This is a genomic window from Nocardioides sp. NPDC087217 (assembly GCF_044744805.1).
Classification (GTDB): domain Bacteria; phylum Actinomycetota; class Actinomycetes; order Propionibacteriales; family Nocardioidaceae; genus Nocardioides.
The window spans coordinates 245845-263020 of the sequence record NZ_JBIUZB010000006.1 but is presented as its reverse complement, the minus strand read 5'-3'; the positions used below and the strand labels follow the sequence as shown (position 1 = coordinate 263020).

The following is a 17176-nucleotide window of genomic DNA, read 5'->3' as shown; positions in this document are numbered from 1 at the left end:
TCGTTCGCTGGCGCTCACTCATGGCGCGCACGCTATCTGAAACAGCGCGCGGACGGCCCGCGGATATCGGCTACCTTGACGTCATGGCCGATTTCGATGACCTGCTCGCCGCGAACCAGACCTACGCCGACACGTTCGACACCGGCGGCTTCGACGGCGTCGCCCACGCCGGAGTAGCGATCGTGACCTGCATGGACTCCCGCATCGAGCCGCTGGCCATGCTGGGACTGAGCCTCGGGGACGCCAAGATCTTCCGCAACCCCGGTGGCCGGGTGACCCCGCAGGCGATGGAGGCGCTGGTGCTCGGCGTGCACCTCCTCAACGTCAAGCGCATCCTGATCGTGCCCCACACCCGCTGTGCCGTCGCCTCCAACACCGAGGCCGAGCTGCGCGCCAAGCTCGCCGAGTCCGCCGGCCAGGACGCCTCCTGGCTCCACCTGCACGTCGTCGACGACCAGGTCCGCGCGCTCGCCGAGGACGTCGCCAAGGTGCGCTCTCACCCGTTCGTCCCCGAGGACGTCAAGGTCGGCGGGTTCATCTACGACGTCGACACGGGTCTGCTCAACCAGAAGATCTGAGCCTGCGAACCCGCGAAGCGGGTCGAGATCTACGAAATCGGTAGAAACCCCGATGCGCGCTCACCATGGGTGAGCCAGAGTTGAGGCGTGAGCCTCACAGAACCGGCACAGCGTGAGATCGCCGCCCAGGCGATCGACCTGCACAAGACCTACGGCAAGGGCGCCGCAGAGGTCCGCGCGCTCGACGGCGTGAGCCTGGACCTCTATGCGGGGCAGTTCACCGCGATCATGGGTCCATCAGGCTCGGGCAAGTCGACGCTGATGCACTGCCTGGCGGCGCTCGACAAACCCACGACGGGCGAGGTGATCGTCGGCGGTCGCAAGCTCGGCAAGATGCGCGACCGCCGCCTCACCTCGCTGCGGCGCGACAAGATCGGGTTCGTCTTCCAGGCGTTCAACCTGGTCCCGACGCTGACCGCGCAGGAGAACATCCTGCTGCCGCTCTCCTTGGCCCGGAAGAAGCCCGACCCGGGGTGGTTCGACCAGGTCATCGACACTGTCGACCTGCGACCACGGCTCTCGCACAAGCCGAGCGAGCTCTCCGGCGGACAGCAGCAGCGGGTCGCCTGTGCCCGGGCGCTGGTCTCCAAGCCCGACATCGTCTTCGCCGACGAGCCGACCGGCAACCTCGACTCCACCTCGGCCGCCCAGGTGCTCGACTTCCTGCGCCACAGCGTCGACGACCTGGGCCAGACCATCGTCATGGTCTCCCACGACCCGGTCGCCGCCTCCTACTGCGACCGGGTGATCTTCCTGGCCGACGGCCGCATCGTCGACGAGCTGGCCAAGCCGAGCCGCGAGGAGATCCTGGCCCACATGGCCGACCTGCAGGCGCGGGCGATGGGCCTGGCTCCGATCAGCGAAGGCGCCTGAGAGTGAACGAGCGTCAGCGAGTGAACCGAACAGTCGGCAGGCCGCCACGTCCGTACACCGGCGCTTGCGCAACGAAGGTGGCGACGTGCTCCGGCTGACGCTGCGCAACCTCGCCGCGCACAAGGTGCGCCTGCTCATGTCGACGCTCGCGATCGTCCTGGGCGTGGCGTTCCTGGCCGGCGTACTCACCTTCTCGCACGGGCTCGACCGCACCTTCTCCGGGATCATCAACGGCTCCACGCCCGACGGCCAGGTACGCCCGACCAACAGCGCCAGCTCGGCCGAGGCCAGCCGCCCCGGCAGTGGCGGCGCGGCCACGCTGGAGCCGGCGGCCGTCGAGAAGCTGCGTACGCTGCCGGAGGTCGCCCGCGCCGACGGCGTCGTCCAGGGCGCGGGGCTCTATGTGCTCGACACCGACGACAAGCTGGTCAGCAGCTCGGGTGCGCCGACACTGGCGTTCAACCACACCGGAACCCCCAACCTGCTCGGCGAGCCGTCGCTTGAGCTGATCCGCGGGAGCTGGCCGACCGGGGACAAGGAGCTCGTCCTCGACGAGGCGACCGCGGAGAAGGCCGGTTACCAGGTGGGCGACTCCGTCACCCTGATCGCACCCCAGGGCGAGACCCGCCGCAAGGTCACCCTCACCGGCACCGCCTCCTTCAACGGCGGTGGCACTGCGGGCGCGCAGCTGCTGATCTTCAGCACGGCCGGCGCCCAGAGCCTGTTCACCGACGGCAAGGACGTCTACTCCGGGATCTCGTTGACCGCCGCCCCCGGCGTCTCCCAGAAGGAGCTCGTCGAGGCCGCAGAGACGGTGGTCCCGAAGGGGTTCGAGGCCGTCACGGGCGACAAGATGGTCGAGGAGTCCGAGGACGCGATCGGCGAGTTCCTCGACGTGATCTCGGTCTTCCTGATCGTCTTCGCGGTGATCGCGGTCATCGTCGGGGCCTTCATCATCGTCAACACCTTCTCCATCCTGATCGCGCAGCGCTCCCGCCAGCTGGCGCTGCTCCGCGCTCTGGGGGCCTCCCGCCGCCAGGTCACCACCTCGGTGCTCTTCGAGGCGCTGGTGATGTCGCTGATCGCGGCCACCATCGGCGTTCTCGCCGGCTGGGGGCTGGCCCACGCCCTGGCCGCCGTCTTCCGTCAAGCGGGTCTGGAGATCGCCTCCGACGTCCTCGTCCTCACCCCGCGCACCATCTGGATCTCCTACGCCGTGGGCGTCTGCGTCACGCTCGCCGCGGCCCTGCTCCCCTCCCGCCGGGCCGGGAAGGTCCCGCCGGTGGCAGCGATGCGCGAGGACACCCAGCCTCCGGCCAGATCCACCGTCCTGCGTACGTCGGTGGGGCTCGTCCTGCTGGCCGCCGGGCTCGCGATCGCCGCGGTGCCGCGGGTCGGCGTCCCGGAGATCACTCTCCCCGGCGGCTTCGACGTGCCGACCAGCCCGGCGCTGTGGGTGGGCGTCGGGGCCGGGATCTCGATCCTCTCGGTCGCCTGGATCAGCGCGTTCCTGGGCCGCCCGGTGCTGGCGGCGCTGCGTACGGTCTCGGGGGCTGTCTTCGGGATGACCGGCAAGCTGGCCGGCCAGAACGCGATGCGCGACCCACGGCGCACCGGCGCCACCGCGTCGGCGCTGATGATCGGCCTGGCGCTGGTCTCCCTGATCGGCGTGCTCGCCGCCTCGATGAACGCCTCGATCTCCGATGTGGTCGAGGAGCAGTTCAAGCCCGACCTGGTCGTGCAGAGCCCGACGTTCACCCCGTTCCCGACCTCGATCGGCGATGAGATGGAGAAGGTGGAGGGCGTCGCGACCGTCTCCCGTTCCCAGATCGCCCAGGCCGTCGTCGGCAAGGTGGATCTGCAGAACCCGAAGAAGAACGACGTCCAGTTCCTCTTCGGCGTCGACGAGCACCTGTCACAGGTCTATGACCTCGACGTGCTCGAGGGCAGCGAGGACGTCAAGCCCGGCCAGGTGCTGGTCACCGACGAGGCCGCGAAGGAGCACAAGTGGCAGCTCGGTGACCGCATCGACCTCACCTTCGTCAGCGGCCGCCAGCAGCACCCGCAGATCAGCGGGATCATCGCCCGGACCCAGGTCACCGGCGACATCACGGTGCGCATCGAGGACCTGGTCGCGGCCAAGGTGCCGCGCGAGGACGCCTCGCTGAGCATCATGCTCGCCCCCGGAGCCGACCAGGCCGTCGTCCACGACCGTCTCGACAAGCTCGTCGAGGACCGTCCGGTGGTCGCGGTGCAGGACAAGGACGAGTTCGCCGAGTCGATCAAGGGGCAGGTCAACCAGCTGCTCTACATGATCTACGGACTGCTCGCGCTGGCGATCGTGATCGCCGTGATCGGCATCGTCAACACCCTCGGCCTCAGCGTCATCGAGCGCACCCGCGAGATCGGGCTGCTGCGCGCCATCGGTCTTTCCCGCGGCCAGCTGCGCCGGATGATCACCCTGGAGTCGGTGACGATCGCGGTCCTCGGCGCGGTCCTCGGGCTCGCCCTCGGGGTGCTCTTCGGGGTGCTGCTGCGCGACGCGCTCCGCGACGACCTCACCAGCCTGTGGGTGCCGCTCGACCAGTTGGCCATCTTCATGGCGATCGCCGTGGTCGTCGGCGTCCTCGCCGCGCTCCTCCCGGCCATCCGCGCCGGGAGGGAAGACGTCCTCAAGGCGATCGCCTCGGAGTAGTGTGCCTCGGGTGAGCACCGAGCACTCCGTAGACCTGCCCGAACCCACCCTCCGCATCAAGGAGCCGGAGACGGCCGCGGTCGGACTCCCCGGGGTGGCCCACTCGATGGAGTACGCACTGCGCGAGATGGGCCCCAAGCGCAGCCTGCAGACGCTGCTCAAGGTCAACCAGGTCGGCGGCTTCGACTGCCCCTCGTGCGCCTGGCCGGACCCCGACCACCGCAAGGCGGCGGAGTTCTGCGAGAACGGTGCCAAGGCAGTGGCATGGGAGGCGACCCGCAAGCGGGTCGACCGCGCCTTCTTCGCGGCCAACTCGATCGCGTCGCTCAACGAGCGCGACGACCACTGGCTGGAGTCGCAGGGCCGGCTGACCGAGCCGATGTACGTCGCCCCCGGCGAGACCCACTACTCCCCCATCACCTGGTCCGACGCGATCTCGCTGATCGCCGACCGGATGCGCGCGGCCGACCCGGACCGTTCGGTCTTCTACACCTCCGGCCGGGCGTCCAACGAGGCCGCGTTCGTCTACCAGCTGCTCGCCCGCCAGCTCGGCACCAACAACCTGCCCGACTGCTCCAACATGTGCCACGAGTCCAGCGGCACCGCGCTCGGCGAGGTCATCGGCATCGGCAAGGGCACGGTCACCTACGACGACCTCGCCGAACACTCCGACCTGATCTTCGTGGTCGGCCAGAACCCCGGCACCAACCACCCCCGGATGCTGACCGCGCTCGAGTCCGCCAAGGAGAACGGCGCCAAGGTCGTCTCGATCAACCCGCTGCGCGAGGCTGGGCTGGGGCGGTTCCGCAACCCCCAGACCGTACGCGGCGTCACCGGCGTCGGCACCCAGCTCGCCGACGTCCACATCCCCGTGCAGGTCAACGGCGACCTGGCGCTGTTCGCCGGGATCAACAAGCTGCTCGTCGAGCGCGACGCCATCGCGCACCCCTTCATCGAGGAGCACACCGACGGCTTCGAGGTCGCGGCGCAGGCGTGGGCAGCCATGGAGTGGGACGAGATCACCCGGCTCAGCGGCATCTCCCGCGAGGAGATCGAGTCCCTGACCGACCTGGTCGAGTCCCGCGAGCGCGTCATCGTGTGCTGGGCGATGGGCCTGACCCAGCACAAGAACTCGGTCGCCACGATCCGCGAGATCGCCTCGTTCCTGCTGCTGCGCGGCAACATCGGCAAGCCCGGCGCGGGCGCCTGCCCGGTCCGCGGCCACTCCAACGTGCAGGGCGACCGCACGATGGGCATCTGGGAGAAGCCGCCGGCGTGGTTCCTCGACGCGGTCGGTGCCGAGTTCGGCATCACGCCGCCCCGTGAGGACGGCTTCGACGTGGTCGCCGCCATCGAGGCGATGCGCGACGGCGCCGTCGACGTCTTCCTCGCCCTCGGAGGCAACTTCGCCGCCGCGACCCCCGACACCGCCGTCACCACGGCCGCGCTGGCCAACGTCGGCCTCACCGTCCAGATCTCGACCAAGCTCAACCGCAGCCACCTCCACCACGGCCGCGAGGGCCTGATCCTGCCCTGCCTGGGCCGCACCGAGCGCGACGAGACCGGAGGCCGCGAGCAGTACGTCACCGTCGAGGACTCGATGGGCATGGTCCACGCCTCCTACGGCCGGCTGCTTCCGGGCTCGAAGGAGCTGCGCAGCGAGGTCTGCATCGTCTGCGCCATCGGCGAGGCGCTCTTCGGCTCGGATCAGGGCGTCGACTGGGCCACGATGGGCGCGGACTACTCCCGGATCCGCTGGCACATCTCCGCGGTGATCCCCGGGTTCGAGGACTTCGAGAGCCGGCTGAAGGCACCCGGCGGCTTCGCCCTGCCCAACGGCCCCCGCGACTCGCGCACCTTCAACACCACGACCGGTCGGGCCCGGATCACCGCCAACCCGCTGACCGCGGTCTCGGCTCCCCCGGGCCACCTGCTGCTCCAGACGCTGCGCTCCCACGACCAGTTCAACACCACGGTCTACGGCTACAACGACCGCTACCGCGGCATCAAGGGCGGGCGCCACGTCGTCTTCGTCAACCCCGAGGACCTCCGCGAGCTCGGCATCGCGGATGGCGGCACCGTCGACATCGTCTCGGTCTGGACCGACGGCGAGCGCCGGGCCGAGGGCTTCCGCGTCGTCGCCTACGCCACCCCTCGCGGCTCCGCCGCGGCGTACTTCCCGGAGACGAACGTCCTCATCCCGCTCGACTCCTACGCCGACGGTAGCCGCACCCCGACGTCGAAGTCGGTCGTGGTCCGCCTCGACCCTCGCCGAGCCGGCTCATCCTGACCTGAAATCCGGCCGAGTCGGCTCATCCTGACCACAGTCCCTGTCGAGTCGGCGCGTCATAACGCGCCGACTCGACAGGTTGTGGGGCGTCGGAATTACTTTGCCGGGGCCGGTGTTGATCCCTATCGTGATGAGCATGTTCCGCGTGGTTTCAGAGCACCACCTGTCAGGCAAGAGCCTGACGGGCGCTCCCACGTGGGCACCCTCAGTCGATTGCACCGGCGCGCGAAGCTGACCCTCCTCCTGCTCTGCAGGACCCGCGGAGGAGGGTGGCCCGCACCGGCCCCCTCATCGCGGTGACAGCGCCGTGAGGGCTTGCCGGAGGGTCCTGGCTCACCCCGAAATCTTCTGACACACAAAGGAACTCTCATGGCCAAGGGCCAGTTCGTGCGGACCAAGCCGCACCTCAACATCGGGACGATGGGTCACGTCGACCACGGCAAGACCACCCTGACCGCCGCGATCACCAAGGTGCTCGCGGAGCGCGACCCGAGCGTGAACCGCTTCATCGCCTTCGACGGCATCGACCGTGCTCCGGAGGAGCTGCAGCGCGGGATCACGATCAACATCTCGCACGTCGAGTACGAGACCGCGACCCGGCACTACGCGCACGTCGACATGCCCGGGCACGCCGACTACGTGAAGAACATGATCACCGGCGCCGCCCAGGTGGACGCCGCGATCCTGGTCGTCTCCGCACAGGACGGCGCCATGCCGCAGACGCGGGAGCACGTGCTGCTCGCGCGCCGGGTGGGCGTGCCGTACCTGGTGGTGGCGCTCAACAAGGCCGACACCGTCGACGACCCGGAGCTGCTCGACCTGGTCGAGCTGGAGGTCCGCGACCTCCTCTCCGAGTACGGGTTCCCCGGCGACGACGTACCTGTCGTCCGGGTCTCCGGACTGAAGGCGCTGGAGGGCGACCCGGAGTGGACCGCCGCGATCGGTGACCTGCTCGACGCGATCGACGGCTACGTGCCGGTGCCGGAGCGCGAGCTCGGCGAGCCGTTCCTGATGCCGATCGAGAACGTCGTCACCATCACCGGCCGCGGGACGGTGGTCACCGGTGCCGTCGAGCGCGGGACGCTGAAGGTCGGCGACGCGGTCGAGGTCGTGGGCCTCGGCGCGACGATCACCAGCACGGCGATCGGGCTCGAGACGTTCGGCAAGTCGCTGGAGTCCGCGGACGCGGGCGACAACGCGGCGGTGCTGCTGCGTGGCGTCAAGCGCGACGAGGTCCGTCGCGGCCAGGTGGTGGCGCTGCCGGGCAGCGTACGGCCGCACCGGAAGTTCCGGGCGAACCTGCACGCGCTGTCCACCGCCGAGGGTGGCCGGCACACGCCGTTCGCCGCGGACTACCGGCCGCAGTTCTACTTCCGGACCACGGACGTGCCCGGCGGGATCGACCTGGGTGAGATCGCCCTGGTCATGCCCGGCGACACGATCGAGCTGGGGGTGGAGCTGGAGAAGCCGATCGCGATGAACGTCGGCCTCGGGTTCGCGGTCCGCGAGGGCGGTCACACCGTCGCCGCCGGCACCGTGACCGAGCTTCTCGACTGAGCTGCTCGACGAGAGAATGGGACGGCCCTCACCTGGTGGGGGCCGTCTCCCATTTCTCAGTCGCGGGGGCGCCACCGCTTCCACAGCGCCTCGCCCTCGGCGCGGACCTTCCCGTCCCATTCCAGCCGGACCAGCGAGGTGATCTGGTCCTCGCTGGCGTCCTTGGTCGACGCGATCAGCGTGACCGGCTCCCGGAGGGGAGCCGGCCGCCGGTAGCGTACGTCGATCCCGGCCGTGACGTAGGCCAGCGACTCCCCCTCGGCGGGCATCCAGCCGTTGAGGAAGGCCTCCTGGTGCACCGCGGCGGCGCTGTGGCAGTCGAGCAGGGTCGCGATGATCCCGCCGTTGAGGAACCCGCCGCCGTTGTCGTGCTGCGGCCACGGCTGGAAGGTCGCGGTCACGCTCCCGTCCAGCTGCGGATAGCTCTTCAGCCGGAGCCCCTCGGCGTTGGCCGGCCCGCACCCGAAGCAGGTCATCGTCGGCCACCACTCGTCCTGCAACGCGATCATCTTCACCGCGCCACCATAACCACGAGATCGCTACCCGGCTCAGCCGATCCCGGTCCGGAAGCCCTCGCGCCAGGTGGCGTACGACGGCGTCCAGCCGAGCTCCCGCTTCGCCTTGGCGTTCGAGGAGCCGCGCACCGAGGTCATCAGCGCGACCCCGAACTCACCGATCAGCGGCCGAGCCAGCCAGGCCGGCAGGCGCATCGGGTTCCGGCCGCCGACCTGCTCGGCCAGCAACGGCATCCACTGGTTCACCGGAGCGGGCTCGTCGTCGACGATGTTGTAGATGCCCGGCGCACCGCGCTCGACCGCCGCGGCGGTCGCCGCGCCCACGTCGTCGATGTGGACGAACGACCACACCCCGGTGCCGCCACCCACCACCGGCATCTTGCCCGCGCGCAGCAGCTCGCCGATCGCGCCCTCACGCGAGGCGGCGTTGCCGGGGCCGTAGAAGTTGCCGTAGCGCAGCACCAGCCCCTCGAGGTCGGACGCCGCGGTCACTGCCTCCTCCAGGTGACGGATCGCCGCCAGGGCGCCTCGCGCCTCCTTGCCGGGGTCGGCGATCATCGGGGTGCTCTCGTCCTTGACCCAGCCGCCGGTTCGCTCGTAGGTCCAGCCGCCACCGAAGCTCTGCGCGATGAACCGCCGCACCCCGGCCGCCCGGGACGCCGCCAGCAGGTGGTCGGTGCCCTCGGTACGCAACCGGTTGGTCATCGCGAAGTCCTGGTCCCACTTCTTCAGGTTGCCGCTCAGGCCGCCCAGCGCGGTGAGCTGGTGCACGACGACCTCGGGCTCGGCCTTGGCGACGGCATCGTGAACGCTCTGCGCGTCCAGCGGGTCCATCACGATCCCGGTCGCACCCATGCCTGCCAGCACCTCGCACCCCGCGTCGTGCCGGGTCGAGCCGAAGACCTCGTGTCCGGCGGCCACCAGGAGCGGCACCATCCTGACGCCGACTGCACCGGTTCCGCCTGCGATGAAGATACGCATTTTCCTGTTCCTTTCGTCGTTGTTGTCCCCACCGACGAAACAACCTGCGCTCGTGTGACAGCTGGCGTAAGGTCCTGCGTTCGTGGACCTCGCAACCGCCCATGACGGGCTCCGCCCGCTGATGTTCTCGATCGCCTATCGCATGCTCGGCAGCGTCGCCGAGGCGGAGGACATCGTGCAGGAGGCGTTCCTGCGGATGCATCGCAGCACCGAGGAGGTCGACAACCTCGATGCGTACGCCACCACGGTGACCACCCGGATCGCCATCGACACCCTGCGCTCGGCCCGCCACCGCCGTGAGCAGTACGTCGGGCCGTGGCTGCCCGAGCCGATCCTCGTGTCCGACGAGGACCCGAGCCACCGCCTCGAGCTCGACGAGACCGTCAGCACCGCGTTCCTGGTCCTGCTGGAGTCCCTCACGCCGGTCGAGCGCGCGGTGTTCGTGCTGCGTGAGGTGCTGGGCTACGACTACGAGGACATCGCCCCCGTCGTCGACAAGAGCGCGACCAACTGCCGCCAGATCTTCACCCGTGCCCGCAAACGGATCGCCGACGGCACGCCGCGGTTCGACCCCTCCCGCGAGCGCCGCGACCAGCTCGCCTCGCAGTTCGTCGCCGCACTCTCCGCGAGCGACATCGCCGGCCTGGAACGCCTCCTCGCCGACGACGTCGTGTTCGTCGCCGACGGCGGCGGCCGGGCTCCGGCCATCCAGAGGCCGATGCTGGGTGCCGTCGCCGTCACCCGCTTCCTGCTCGGGCTCATGCGTCAGGGGGAGCGCTTCGGTGTACGTCTGGAGCTCTCGCACGCCAACGGTCAGCCGGCGATGCTCACCCGCGGTGCCGACGGCGCCCTGCTCGGGGTCATCGCCCTCGACGTCGACGGCGGCCGGATCGTACGCATGCACAACGTCCTCAACCCCGACAAGCTCGGTCACCTGGGTGAGGTCGGCGACCTCTTCGCCCTGCTGGCCGAGCGCTGACCGAGCGTCAGCCGCCCAGGGCCCTACCCATCCAGAAACGTACGCAACGACTGGTCGACCAGCGGCCGCCCCAGCGTCCCCTCCGCCAGCGCGTCGCGGAGCGCGGTGACCGAGTCGAGATCGGCGACGAGTGTCACCAGCTCGTCGACCTCCTCGCCGATCTCGGCGGGTGTGGTGGCCGCGACCGGCCGGTCGAGCAGCAGCGGGCAGTCGACCGGACCGCCCTCCGGCTCCGGGTGGCCCAGGGCCGCGACCCAGCAGCCGATCTCGTAGCGCAGCGGCGCGCTCGGCCCGGCGCCCTGAGCGCGCAGGTCGACGTACCAGACGATGTCGTCGCTCTTGGGGTCGCCGAGCCGGTGATGGCCCTTGCGCAGCGGCATGCCGCCCGTCTTGAACGCCTTGGTCGCCGCTGTCCGGGCTGCCTTCTGGTCCATCGCTGAGGTCACGGCCCTAGAAGTCGAGGTCGGTCTCGGAGAGCTGACCGCCTCCGGCGACGATGAACTCCTTGCGCGGAGCGACCTCGGATCCCATCAGCAGGTCGAAGACCGCCGCGGCCTCGTCGGCATCGTCCAGCGTCAGCCGGCGAAGCGTCCGGTGGCGCGGGTCCATGGTGGTCTCGGCCAGCTGGTCGGCGTCCATCTCACCCAGACCCTTGTAGCGCTGCACCGGGTCCTTCCAGGTGACGTTCTTCTTCTTCAGCTCGGCGAGCTTCCGCTGCAGCTCCGGGTCGGAGTAGGTGTAGATGTACTTCTCCATCCCCTTCTTGGGGTTGGAGATCTCGATCCGGTGCAGCGGCGGGACCGCGGTGTAGACCTTGCCCGCGGCGATCAGCTCGGGCATGTACTTGAAGAACAGGGTCGCGAGCAGCGTACGGATGTGGGCGCCGTCGGAGTCGGCGTCGGCCATGAAGATGATCTTGCCGTAGCGCGCCGCGTCCAGGTCGAAGCTGCGACCTGTGCCGGTCCCGACCACCTGGATGATCGAGGAGCACTCGGTGTTCTTCAGCATGTCGCCGACCGAGGCCTTCTGGACGTTGAGGATCTTGCCGCGGATCGGCAGCAGCGCCTGGAACTCCGAGTTGCGGGCCACCTTCGCGGTGCCGAGCGCGGAGTCACCCTCGACGATGAACAGCTCGGCCCGGTCGTCGGTGGTGCGGCAGTCGGCGAGCTTGGACGGCAGCGCAGAGGACTCCAGCGCGTTCTTGCGCCGCTGGTTCTCCTTCTGCTGACGCAGCGAGAGCCGGGTCTTGGAGGCGGCGTACACCTTTTCCATCACCAGCTTGGCCTGCTGCTTCTGCGCCCCGCGCGACTCGGTGAGGAACGTCTTCATCTCCGCGGCGACGACCTTGCGCACCACGCTGCGGGCGGCCGGAGTGCCGAGGATCTCCTTCGTCTGGCCCTCGAACTGCGGCTCGGCCAGACGCACCGTCACCACCGCGGTCAGACCCTCGAGGATGTCTTCCTTGACGATGTCCTTGTCGTTGACCTTGAGCACCTTGGTGGCACGCATGGCGTCGTTGAACGTCTTGGTCAGCGCGTTTTCGAAGCCACTGACGTGGGTGCCGCCCTTCGGGGTCGCGATCACGTTGACGAAGGAGCGGATCTCGGTGTCGTAGCCGCTGCCCCATCGCACCGCGATGTCGACGCCGAGCTCGCGCTCGACGTCCTGCGGCGTCATGTGGCCGGCGTCGTCGAGCATCGGAACGGTCTCGGTGAAGGTGTCCGAACCCTGCAGACGGAGTACGCCGCTGACCGGCTCGTCCTTGGCCAGGAAGTCGACGAACTCGGCGATGCCGCCGTCGTGGCGGAACTTCTCCTCGACCGGGTCCTCGCCGGACTGGTCGCGGATGACCAGCTCGAGCCCGGGCACGATGAAGCTGGTCTGCCGGGCCCGGCCGAGCAGGCCCTCGAGCTCGAAGCGGGCGTCCTTGGTGAAGATCTGCCGGTCGGGCCAGAACCTGACTCTGGTGCCGGTCTTGCCCTTGGCGACTCGCTTCCCCTTGCGGGTCAGGCCGCTCTGCGGTGTGAAGGCGGCCGTCGGGCCGTCGCCGTCGAACACCCCGGGCACACCCCGGCGGAACGACATCCCCTGCTGGGCCGGCGAGCGGTCCACGTCGATGTCCATGCGACTCGAGAGCGCGTTGACGACCGAGAGGCCGACACCGTGCAGACCGCCGGTCGCGTTGTAGGAGCCACCACCGAACTTGCCGCCCGCGTGCAGCTTGGTCGCGACCACCTCGACGCCCGGAAGCCCGGTGCGGGGCTCCTTGTCGGTCGGGATGCCACGGCCGTCGTCGTAGACCTCGACCGAGCCGTCGGGGTGCATCGTCACCTCGACGTGGCCGGCGACACCTGCCAGCGCCTCGTCGACGCCGTTGTCGATGATCTCCCACAGGCAGTGCATGAGGCCGCGGGTATCGGTCGAGCCGATGTACATACCGGGACGCTTGCGCACCGCCTCCAAGCCCTCGAGGACGAGGAGGTGCGCGGCGTTGTAGGTGTTGTCAGAGATGATCGGCTCCTGCGTAACTGCGTGGTTCCCGGGGTACTGCGTGGGGGTGTTTCTTGGATGAAATCTACCGCGCGACACGCCCGGGTCTCACGCAGGCACGCGGCAACCGGCCCACGCGCCATCGGGCGGCACACGTACGTCGTGATCGGTCCGTTACGTGGAACTTGCGGGTTTCGATGCACGAAATGGTCAGTCGACAGGTAAGAATGTCTGTCACGGACAGCGATGTCCCGCGGGGTAGGTCCGACCCGGATCCCCAACCCGGAGCGACAACTGCAAGGATTAGAGGTGCGGCGGCGGTAAGAGTTCGCGAGGAAACGCTAGCGATCTAGGGAATCTTCCAGGACTCACGTACGTTATCCCGGCGCAATCATGATTCAGAAATGAGGCCGATGTGACCACTGCCGTTGCCACCAGCTCGCCGCTCACGTCCGAGGACCGTTGCGACCGGTGCGGAGCGCAGGCCTACGTACGCGCGGAGCTCCACTCCGGCGGCGAACTGCTGTTCTGCGCCCACCACGCCCGCGAGCACGGTGAGAAGCTCAAGGAGATCGCGAGCTCGATCACCGACGAGACCCACAAGCTCACCGAGAAGAACTGACCCCACCCACCGACTCCCCGAAGGCCCGGACCACGACGGTCCGGGCCTTCGGCGTCTGCGGGGCGCCACGGGGCTAGGGTTCGCTCCGTGAGTCTCGTCGAAGTTCTCGTCGCGCTGGTCATCGCCTTCGGCATTGCCGGCATCATCGTCCCTGTCCTCCCCGGCGGAGCGCTGCTCGTCGCCGCCGCGATCCTCGGCTGGGCCATCTGGCTGGGAGAGTCCACCGGGTGGGTGATCTTCGGCATCTCGGCCGCCTTCATCGCCATCGGGCTGATCACCAAGTACGCCATCCCCGGCAAGCGCCTCAAGGACTCCGGGATGCCGCTGTCCACCCAGATCGTCGGCGCGGTCCTGGCCATCATCGGCTTCTTCGTGATCCCCGTCGTCGGCATCTTCGTCGGCTTCCCCGTCGGCGTCTTCCTCGCCGAGCTCCGTCGTCACGGCGGTGACCCAGGTGCCGCCTGGACCTCCACCTGGACCGCCCTGAAGGCGATGGGCCTGTTCATCCTGATCGACGCCACCGCCGCCACCTTCGCCACCATCACCTGGGTCGTGGGGGTCGTCATCACGCCGTAGGCCCCGGTCGGGATACCCGGTTAACCGGGTATCCCTGCACTTCTCAGGTGTTGCAATGCCCGAGAAGTGCAGGAAACACCCGAGAAGTCCGACCCCTGGGCCACTCCGGCGGGCACTTCTCCAGGTCGCTATAGTCGAGTTACTTAGTTTTCTAAGTCGACTCTGACGACCACATCCCTGGAGGCCTTCCGTGTCCATGCTCGAGGTCAGCGATGTACGCCTCGGCTATCTCGTCGACGGCGAGCCGCACCTCGCCGTCGGCGGGGTCTCGTTCTCCGTGCCACGCGGATCGACGACGATGCTGCTCGGTCCGTCGGGCTGCGGGAAGTCGACCATCCTGAAGGCCGCGGCCGGGTTCCTACGTCCCTGGTCGGGCACGATCACCGTCTCCGGCCGCACCTCGGTCGCCACGCCCGGCCCGGACCGAGCGGTCGTCTTCCAGGAGTTCGACCAGCTCTTCCCGTGGCGGACCGTACGAGGCAACCTGGAGTTCCCGCTGCGCGCCAACGGACGCACCCGCGAGCAGGCGAGGGAGCGGGCCGACCGCTGGCTGACGACGATGGGGCTCGACCAGGCGGCGGCGCGTTATCCGCACCAGCTCTCGGGCGGGATGAAGCAGCGGGTCGCGATCGCCCGCGCGCTGGCGCTCGAGCCCGACGTACTCCTCATGGACGAGCCGTTCGGCGCCCTCGACGCCCAGACCCGTGATCGCCTGCAGCGCGAGCTCAAGCAGGTGGCCGCCGAGACCGGCATCACCGTCCTCTTCGTCACCCACAGCATCGCCGAGGCGGTCTACGTCGGCGACCAGGTCGTCGTCCTCTCGACACCCCCGTCACACGTCGTGGACACGCTCGACGTACGCGGCCTCGACGACCCCACCGATCCGGCCTTCGTCGCCGCCCAGACGCGCCTGCGGTCCCTGCTCGCCGGCGACGGAGTCGACGGGTCCGGCGAGAGCGAGGCGGCAGCATGACCCAGACCGCTCCCCCACCCACCGCCTCTCGGACCGCTGGCGACCTGCCCGAGGTCCTGCAGCGGAGGCTGCCCCGCTGGGGCGACATCCCCACCGCCGTACGTCGCGGGCTGCTGCTCCTCGTCCTGCTGCTCGCCTGGGACCTCGGTGTCCGGTTCGGCGGGGTCAGCCCGCTCGTGCTCGTCGGGCCGCTCGACGTCGCCCAGGCGATGGTCGAGGGCGTACGCAGCGGAGCGCTGGTCGACTCGACCGTGCTGACCCTGCGCATCCTCGGCCAAGCGCTCGCCATCGGGATCGTGGCCGCCGCCGTGCTGACCACGCTCGCCACCTGGACGACGATCGGCGAGGACCTTCTGGTCCTGCTCACCTCGATGCTCAACCCGCTCCCGGCCGTCGCGATCCTGCCGCTGGCGATGCTGTGGTTCGGCATCAACACCACGGCTCTGATCGTGGTGATCGCCAACGCGGTGATCTGGCCGATCGCGATCAACGTCAGCCAGGGCTTCCGCACCGCCAACCCCACGGTGGCCGCGGTCGGGCGCAACATCGGGCTACGCGGCGTACGCCTGGTCTGGTACGTCCTCGTCCCCGCCGCCCTCCCGCACGCCGTCTCCGGTCTGAAGAGCGCCTGGGCGTTCGGTTGGCGCACCATCATCGCCGCCGAGCTGGTCTTCGGCGTCGCGGGCGAGGGCGGCGGCCTGGGCTACTTCATCAACAACGCCAAGACCTACCTGCACATCGCCGACGCCTTCGCCGGCCTGGTCACGATCGCGCTGATCGGGATCCTCTTCGACCTCGTCTTCAGCTGGCTCGAGCGCCGCACCGTCGTGCGCTGGGGCATGAAGACCGCCTAACACTCTCCGCCAACCCCACGTCAAGGAGCTCCACCATGTCCTATCGAGGTTCCCGCCGAGGATCGCGTCACGGCATCCGCAGCCTGGCCGCGGTCTTCGCCGCCACCCTGCTCACCGGCGTACTCGCCGCCTGCGGCGCCGGCGCGGACGACGGACCGGCCGACACGATCACGATCGGCTACCAGCCCGGCCTGGGGTACGCGACCCTGCTGATCATCAAGGAGCAGAAGACTCTCGAGAAGGCGCTGCCCGACACCGAGATCACGTGGCAGGAGCTCGACTCCGGCGGTGCGCTGCGCGACGCGGTCATCGCCGGCGACGTCCAGGTCGCCTCGATGGGCGCCTCGCCGTTCCTGGTCGGGGTCGACGCCGGCGTCGGCTGGAAGACGGTCGCCGCGATGAACCAGATGAACCTCCAGCTCATGGTCACCGACCCCGCGATCAAGTCGCTGAAGGACCTGCCGAAGGACGCCAAGATCGCCATGCCGGCGCCCGACTCGATCCAGTCGCTGCCGCTGCGCAAGGCCGCCGGCGAGCAGCTCGGCGACCCGCACGCCCTGGACAAGAACATCGTCGGCATGGGCCACCCCGACGGCCTCCAGGCGCTCGTCTCCGGCCAGATCGCCGGCCACCTCACCGCCCCGCCGTTCGTCGCCCAGGAAGCCGAGGCCGGCGCCCACCCGATCCTGAAGAGCTACGACCTCTTCGGTCGCACCACCTTCAACGCGATCTACGCCAAGCCCGACTTCCTCGACGCCAACCCCGACTTCACCAAGGCCTTCTACGCGGCCCTGAAGGAGTCCAACGCCCTGCTGAGCGACGACCCGGCCCGAGCCGCCGAGCTCCTCTCCGCCGAGTCCGAGGGCGAGCTCACCGCAGCCGAGGTCAAGACTCAGATCACCGATCCCGACGTCACCTGGTCCCTGACCCCCACCGGCTTCGGCGAGTTCGCCGACTTCATGGAGTCGGTCGAGATGATCAAGAAGGCCCCGGCCGCCGAGGACATCTACGTCGACAACGAGTTCAACGCCGACGCCAGCTGACCGCTCCCCGCCGAATCGGTAGTTCTGGCGCGCCGAGAATGCAGTTGTGGGGGGGGGGGGGGGGGGGGGGGGGGGGCCCCCGCCCCCCCTGGGGGGGGGGGGCGGGGCGGCGGGGGGGGGGGTCGGCGCCCACGGCGGGCCGGGGAGGGT

At 69.3% G+C, this 17176-nt stretch carries 15 protein-coding genes; 11 read left to right on the top strand and 4 right to left on the bottom strand.

The genetic code is table 11. The features are described 5' to 3' along the window. The first annotated feature begins 83 nt into the window (after positions 1 to 83). From ACIO3S_RS24090 to tuf, 5 genes are all read left to right on the top strand, one after another. A complete protein-coding gene (locus ACIO3S_RS24090) occupies positions 84 to 578 on the top strand; it encodes a beta-class carbonic anhydrase (protein WP_378833742.1) in 495 nt (164 codons plus the stop codon). A gap of 87 nt (positions 579 to 665) precedes the next feature. After that, entirely contained in the window at positions 666 to 1451 is a 786-nt protein-coding gene (locus tag ACIO3S_RS24085; protein WP_400468191.1) for an ABC transporter ATP-binding protein, read from the top strand. 85 nt (positions 1452 to 1536) lie between these two features. Beyond that, positions 1537 to 4146 (top strand): ABC transporter permease, encoded by a 2610-nt coding sequence (locus ACIO3S_RS24080; RefSeq protein ID WP_400468190.1) that lies wholly within the window; start codon positions 1537 to 1539, stop codon positions 4144 to 4146. A gap of 10 nt (positions 4147 to 4156) precedes the next feature. Continuing rightward, positions 4157 to 6436, top strand: coding sequence for an FdhF/YdeP family oxidoreductase (locus ACIO3S_RS24075; RefSeq protein ID WP_400468189.1), 2280 nt, complete (start codon positions 4157 to 4159; stop codon positions 6434 to 6436). A 369-nt stretch (positions 6437 to 6805) separates the two neighbouring features. Continuing rightward, entirely contained in the window at positions 6806 to 7993 is a 1188-nt protein-coding gene (gene tuf / locus ACIO3S_RS24070) for an elongation factor Tu (RefSeq protein ID WP_400468187.1), read from the top strand. A gap of 56 nt (positions 7994 to 8049) precedes the next feature. On the opposite strand, the gene ACIO3S_RS24065 is transcribed toward tuf, so the two are convergent. Next, positions 8050 to 8502, bottom strand: coding sequence for a PaaI family thioesterase (locus ACIO3S_RS24065; RefSeq protein WP_350844346.1), 453 nt, complete (start codon positions 8500 to 8502; stop codon positions 8050 to 8052). Positions 8503 to 8541: 39 nt separating this feature from the next. After that, positions 8542 to 9489 (bottom strand): NAD-dependent epimerase/dehydratase family protein, encoded by a 948-nt coding sequence (locus ACIO3S_RS24060; protein WP_400468185.1) that lies wholly within the window; start codon positions 9487 to 9489, stop codon positions 8542 to 8544. A gap of 82 nt (positions 9490 to 9571) precedes the next feature. Here ACIO3S_RS24060 and ACIO3S_RS24055 point away from each other — a divergent pair, with 82 nt between their 5' ends. Beyond that, positions 9572 to 10468 carry an RNA polymerase sigma-70 factor gene (locus tag ACIO3S_RS24055; RefSeq protein WP_400468183.1) on the top strand — a complete coding sequence of 299 codons (897 nt, stop codon included), beginning with the start codon at positions 9572 to 9574 and terminating at the stop codon, positions 10466 to 10468. Between the two features lie 23 nt (positions 10469 to 10491). On the opposite strand, the gene ACIO3S_RS24050 is transcribed toward ACIO3S_RS24055, so the two are convergent. Together ACIO3S_RS24050 and ACIO3S_RS24045 are read right to left on the bottom strand one after the other, a co-directional pair. Further along, a complete protein-coding gene (locus ACIO3S_RS24050) occupies positions 10492 to 10914 on the bottom strand; it encodes a hypothetical protein (RefSeq protein WP_160024247.1) in 423 nt (140 codons plus the stop codon). Positions 10915 to 10918: 4 nt separating this feature from the next. Next, positions 10919 to 12982, bottom strand: a complete 2064-nt coding sequence (locus ACIO3S_RS24045; protein WP_400468468.1) for a type IIA DNA topoisomerase subunit B — start codon at positions 12980 to 12982, stop codon at positions 10919 to 10921. 391 nt (positions 12983 to 13373) lie between these two features. Here ACIO3S_RS24045 and ACIO3S_RS24040 point away from each other — a divergent pair, with 391 nt between their 5' ends. The 5 genes from ACIO3S_RS24040 to ACIO3S_RS24020 all read left to right on the top strand — a co-directional run bounded on the left by ACIO3S_RS24040 (position 13374) and on the right by ACIO3S_RS24020 (position 17026). Next, positions 13374 to 13580: a hypothetical protein gene (locus tag ACIO3S_RS24040; RefSeq protein WP_040756289.1), complete on the top strand. Its 207-nt coding sequence runs from the start codon at positions 13374 to 13376 to the stop codon at positions 13578 to 13580. An 87-nt stretch (positions 13581 to 13667) separates the two neighbouring features. Beyond that, positions 13668 to 14156: a DUF456 domain-containing protein gene (locus ACIO3S_RS24035; RefSeq protein ID WP_350844340.1), complete on the top strand. Its 489-nt coding sequence runs from the start codon at positions 13668 to 13670 to the stop codon at positions 14154 to 14156. 196 nt (positions 14157 to 14352) lie between these two features. Continuing rightward, positions 14353 to 15129: an ABC transporter ATP-binding protein gene (locus ACIO3S_RS24030; protein ID WP_400468466.1), complete on the top strand. Its 777-nt coding sequence runs from the start codon at positions 14353 to 14355 to the stop codon at positions 15127 to 15129. After that, a complete protein-coding gene (locus ACIO3S_RS24025) occupies positions 15126 to 15983 on the top strand; it encodes an ABC transporter permease (RefSeq protein WP_400468181.1) in 858 nt (285 codons plus the stop codon). Before ACIO3S_RS24030 ends, ACIO3S_RS24025 begins: the two co-directional genes overlap by 4 nt. A gap of 35 nt (positions 15984 to 16018) precedes the next feature. Further along, entirely contained in the window at positions 16019 to 17026 is a 1008-nt protein-coding gene (locus ACIO3S_RS24020; RefSeq protein ID WP_400468180.1) for an ABC transporter substrate-binding protein, read from the top strand. The last annotated feature ends 150 nt before the right edge of the window (positions 17027 to 17176 follow it).

Coding starts and splice junctions, on each gene's coding strand:
- ACIO3S_RS24025 (WP_400468181.1), top strand. CDS start 15,126: ATGACCCAGACCGCTCCCCCACCCACCGCCTCTCGGACCGCTGGCGAC.
- tuf (WP_400468187.1), top strand. CDS start 6,806: ATGGCCAAGGGCCAGTTCGTGCGGACCAAGCCGCACCTCAACATCGGG.
- ACIO3S_RS24090 (WP_378833742.1), top strand. CDS start 84: ATGGCCGATTTCGATGACCTGCTCGCCGCGAACCAGACCTACGCCGAC.
- ACIO3S_RS24065 (WP_350844346.1), bottom strand. CDS start 8,502: ATGATCGCGTTGCAGGACGAGTGGTGGCCGACGATGACCTGCTTCGGG.
- ACIO3S_RS24060 (WP_400468185.1), bottom strand. CDS start 9,489: ATGCGTATCTTCATCGCAGGCGGAACCGGTGCAGTCGGCGTCAGGATG.
- ACIO3S_RS24030 (WP_400468466.1), top strand. CDS start 14,353: ATGCTCGAGGTCAGCGATGTACGCCTCGGCTATCTCGTCGACGGCGAG.
- ACIO3S_RS24020 (WP_400468180.1), top strand. CDS start 16,019: ATGTCCTATCGAGGTTCCCGCCGAGGATCGCGTCACGGCATCCGCAGC.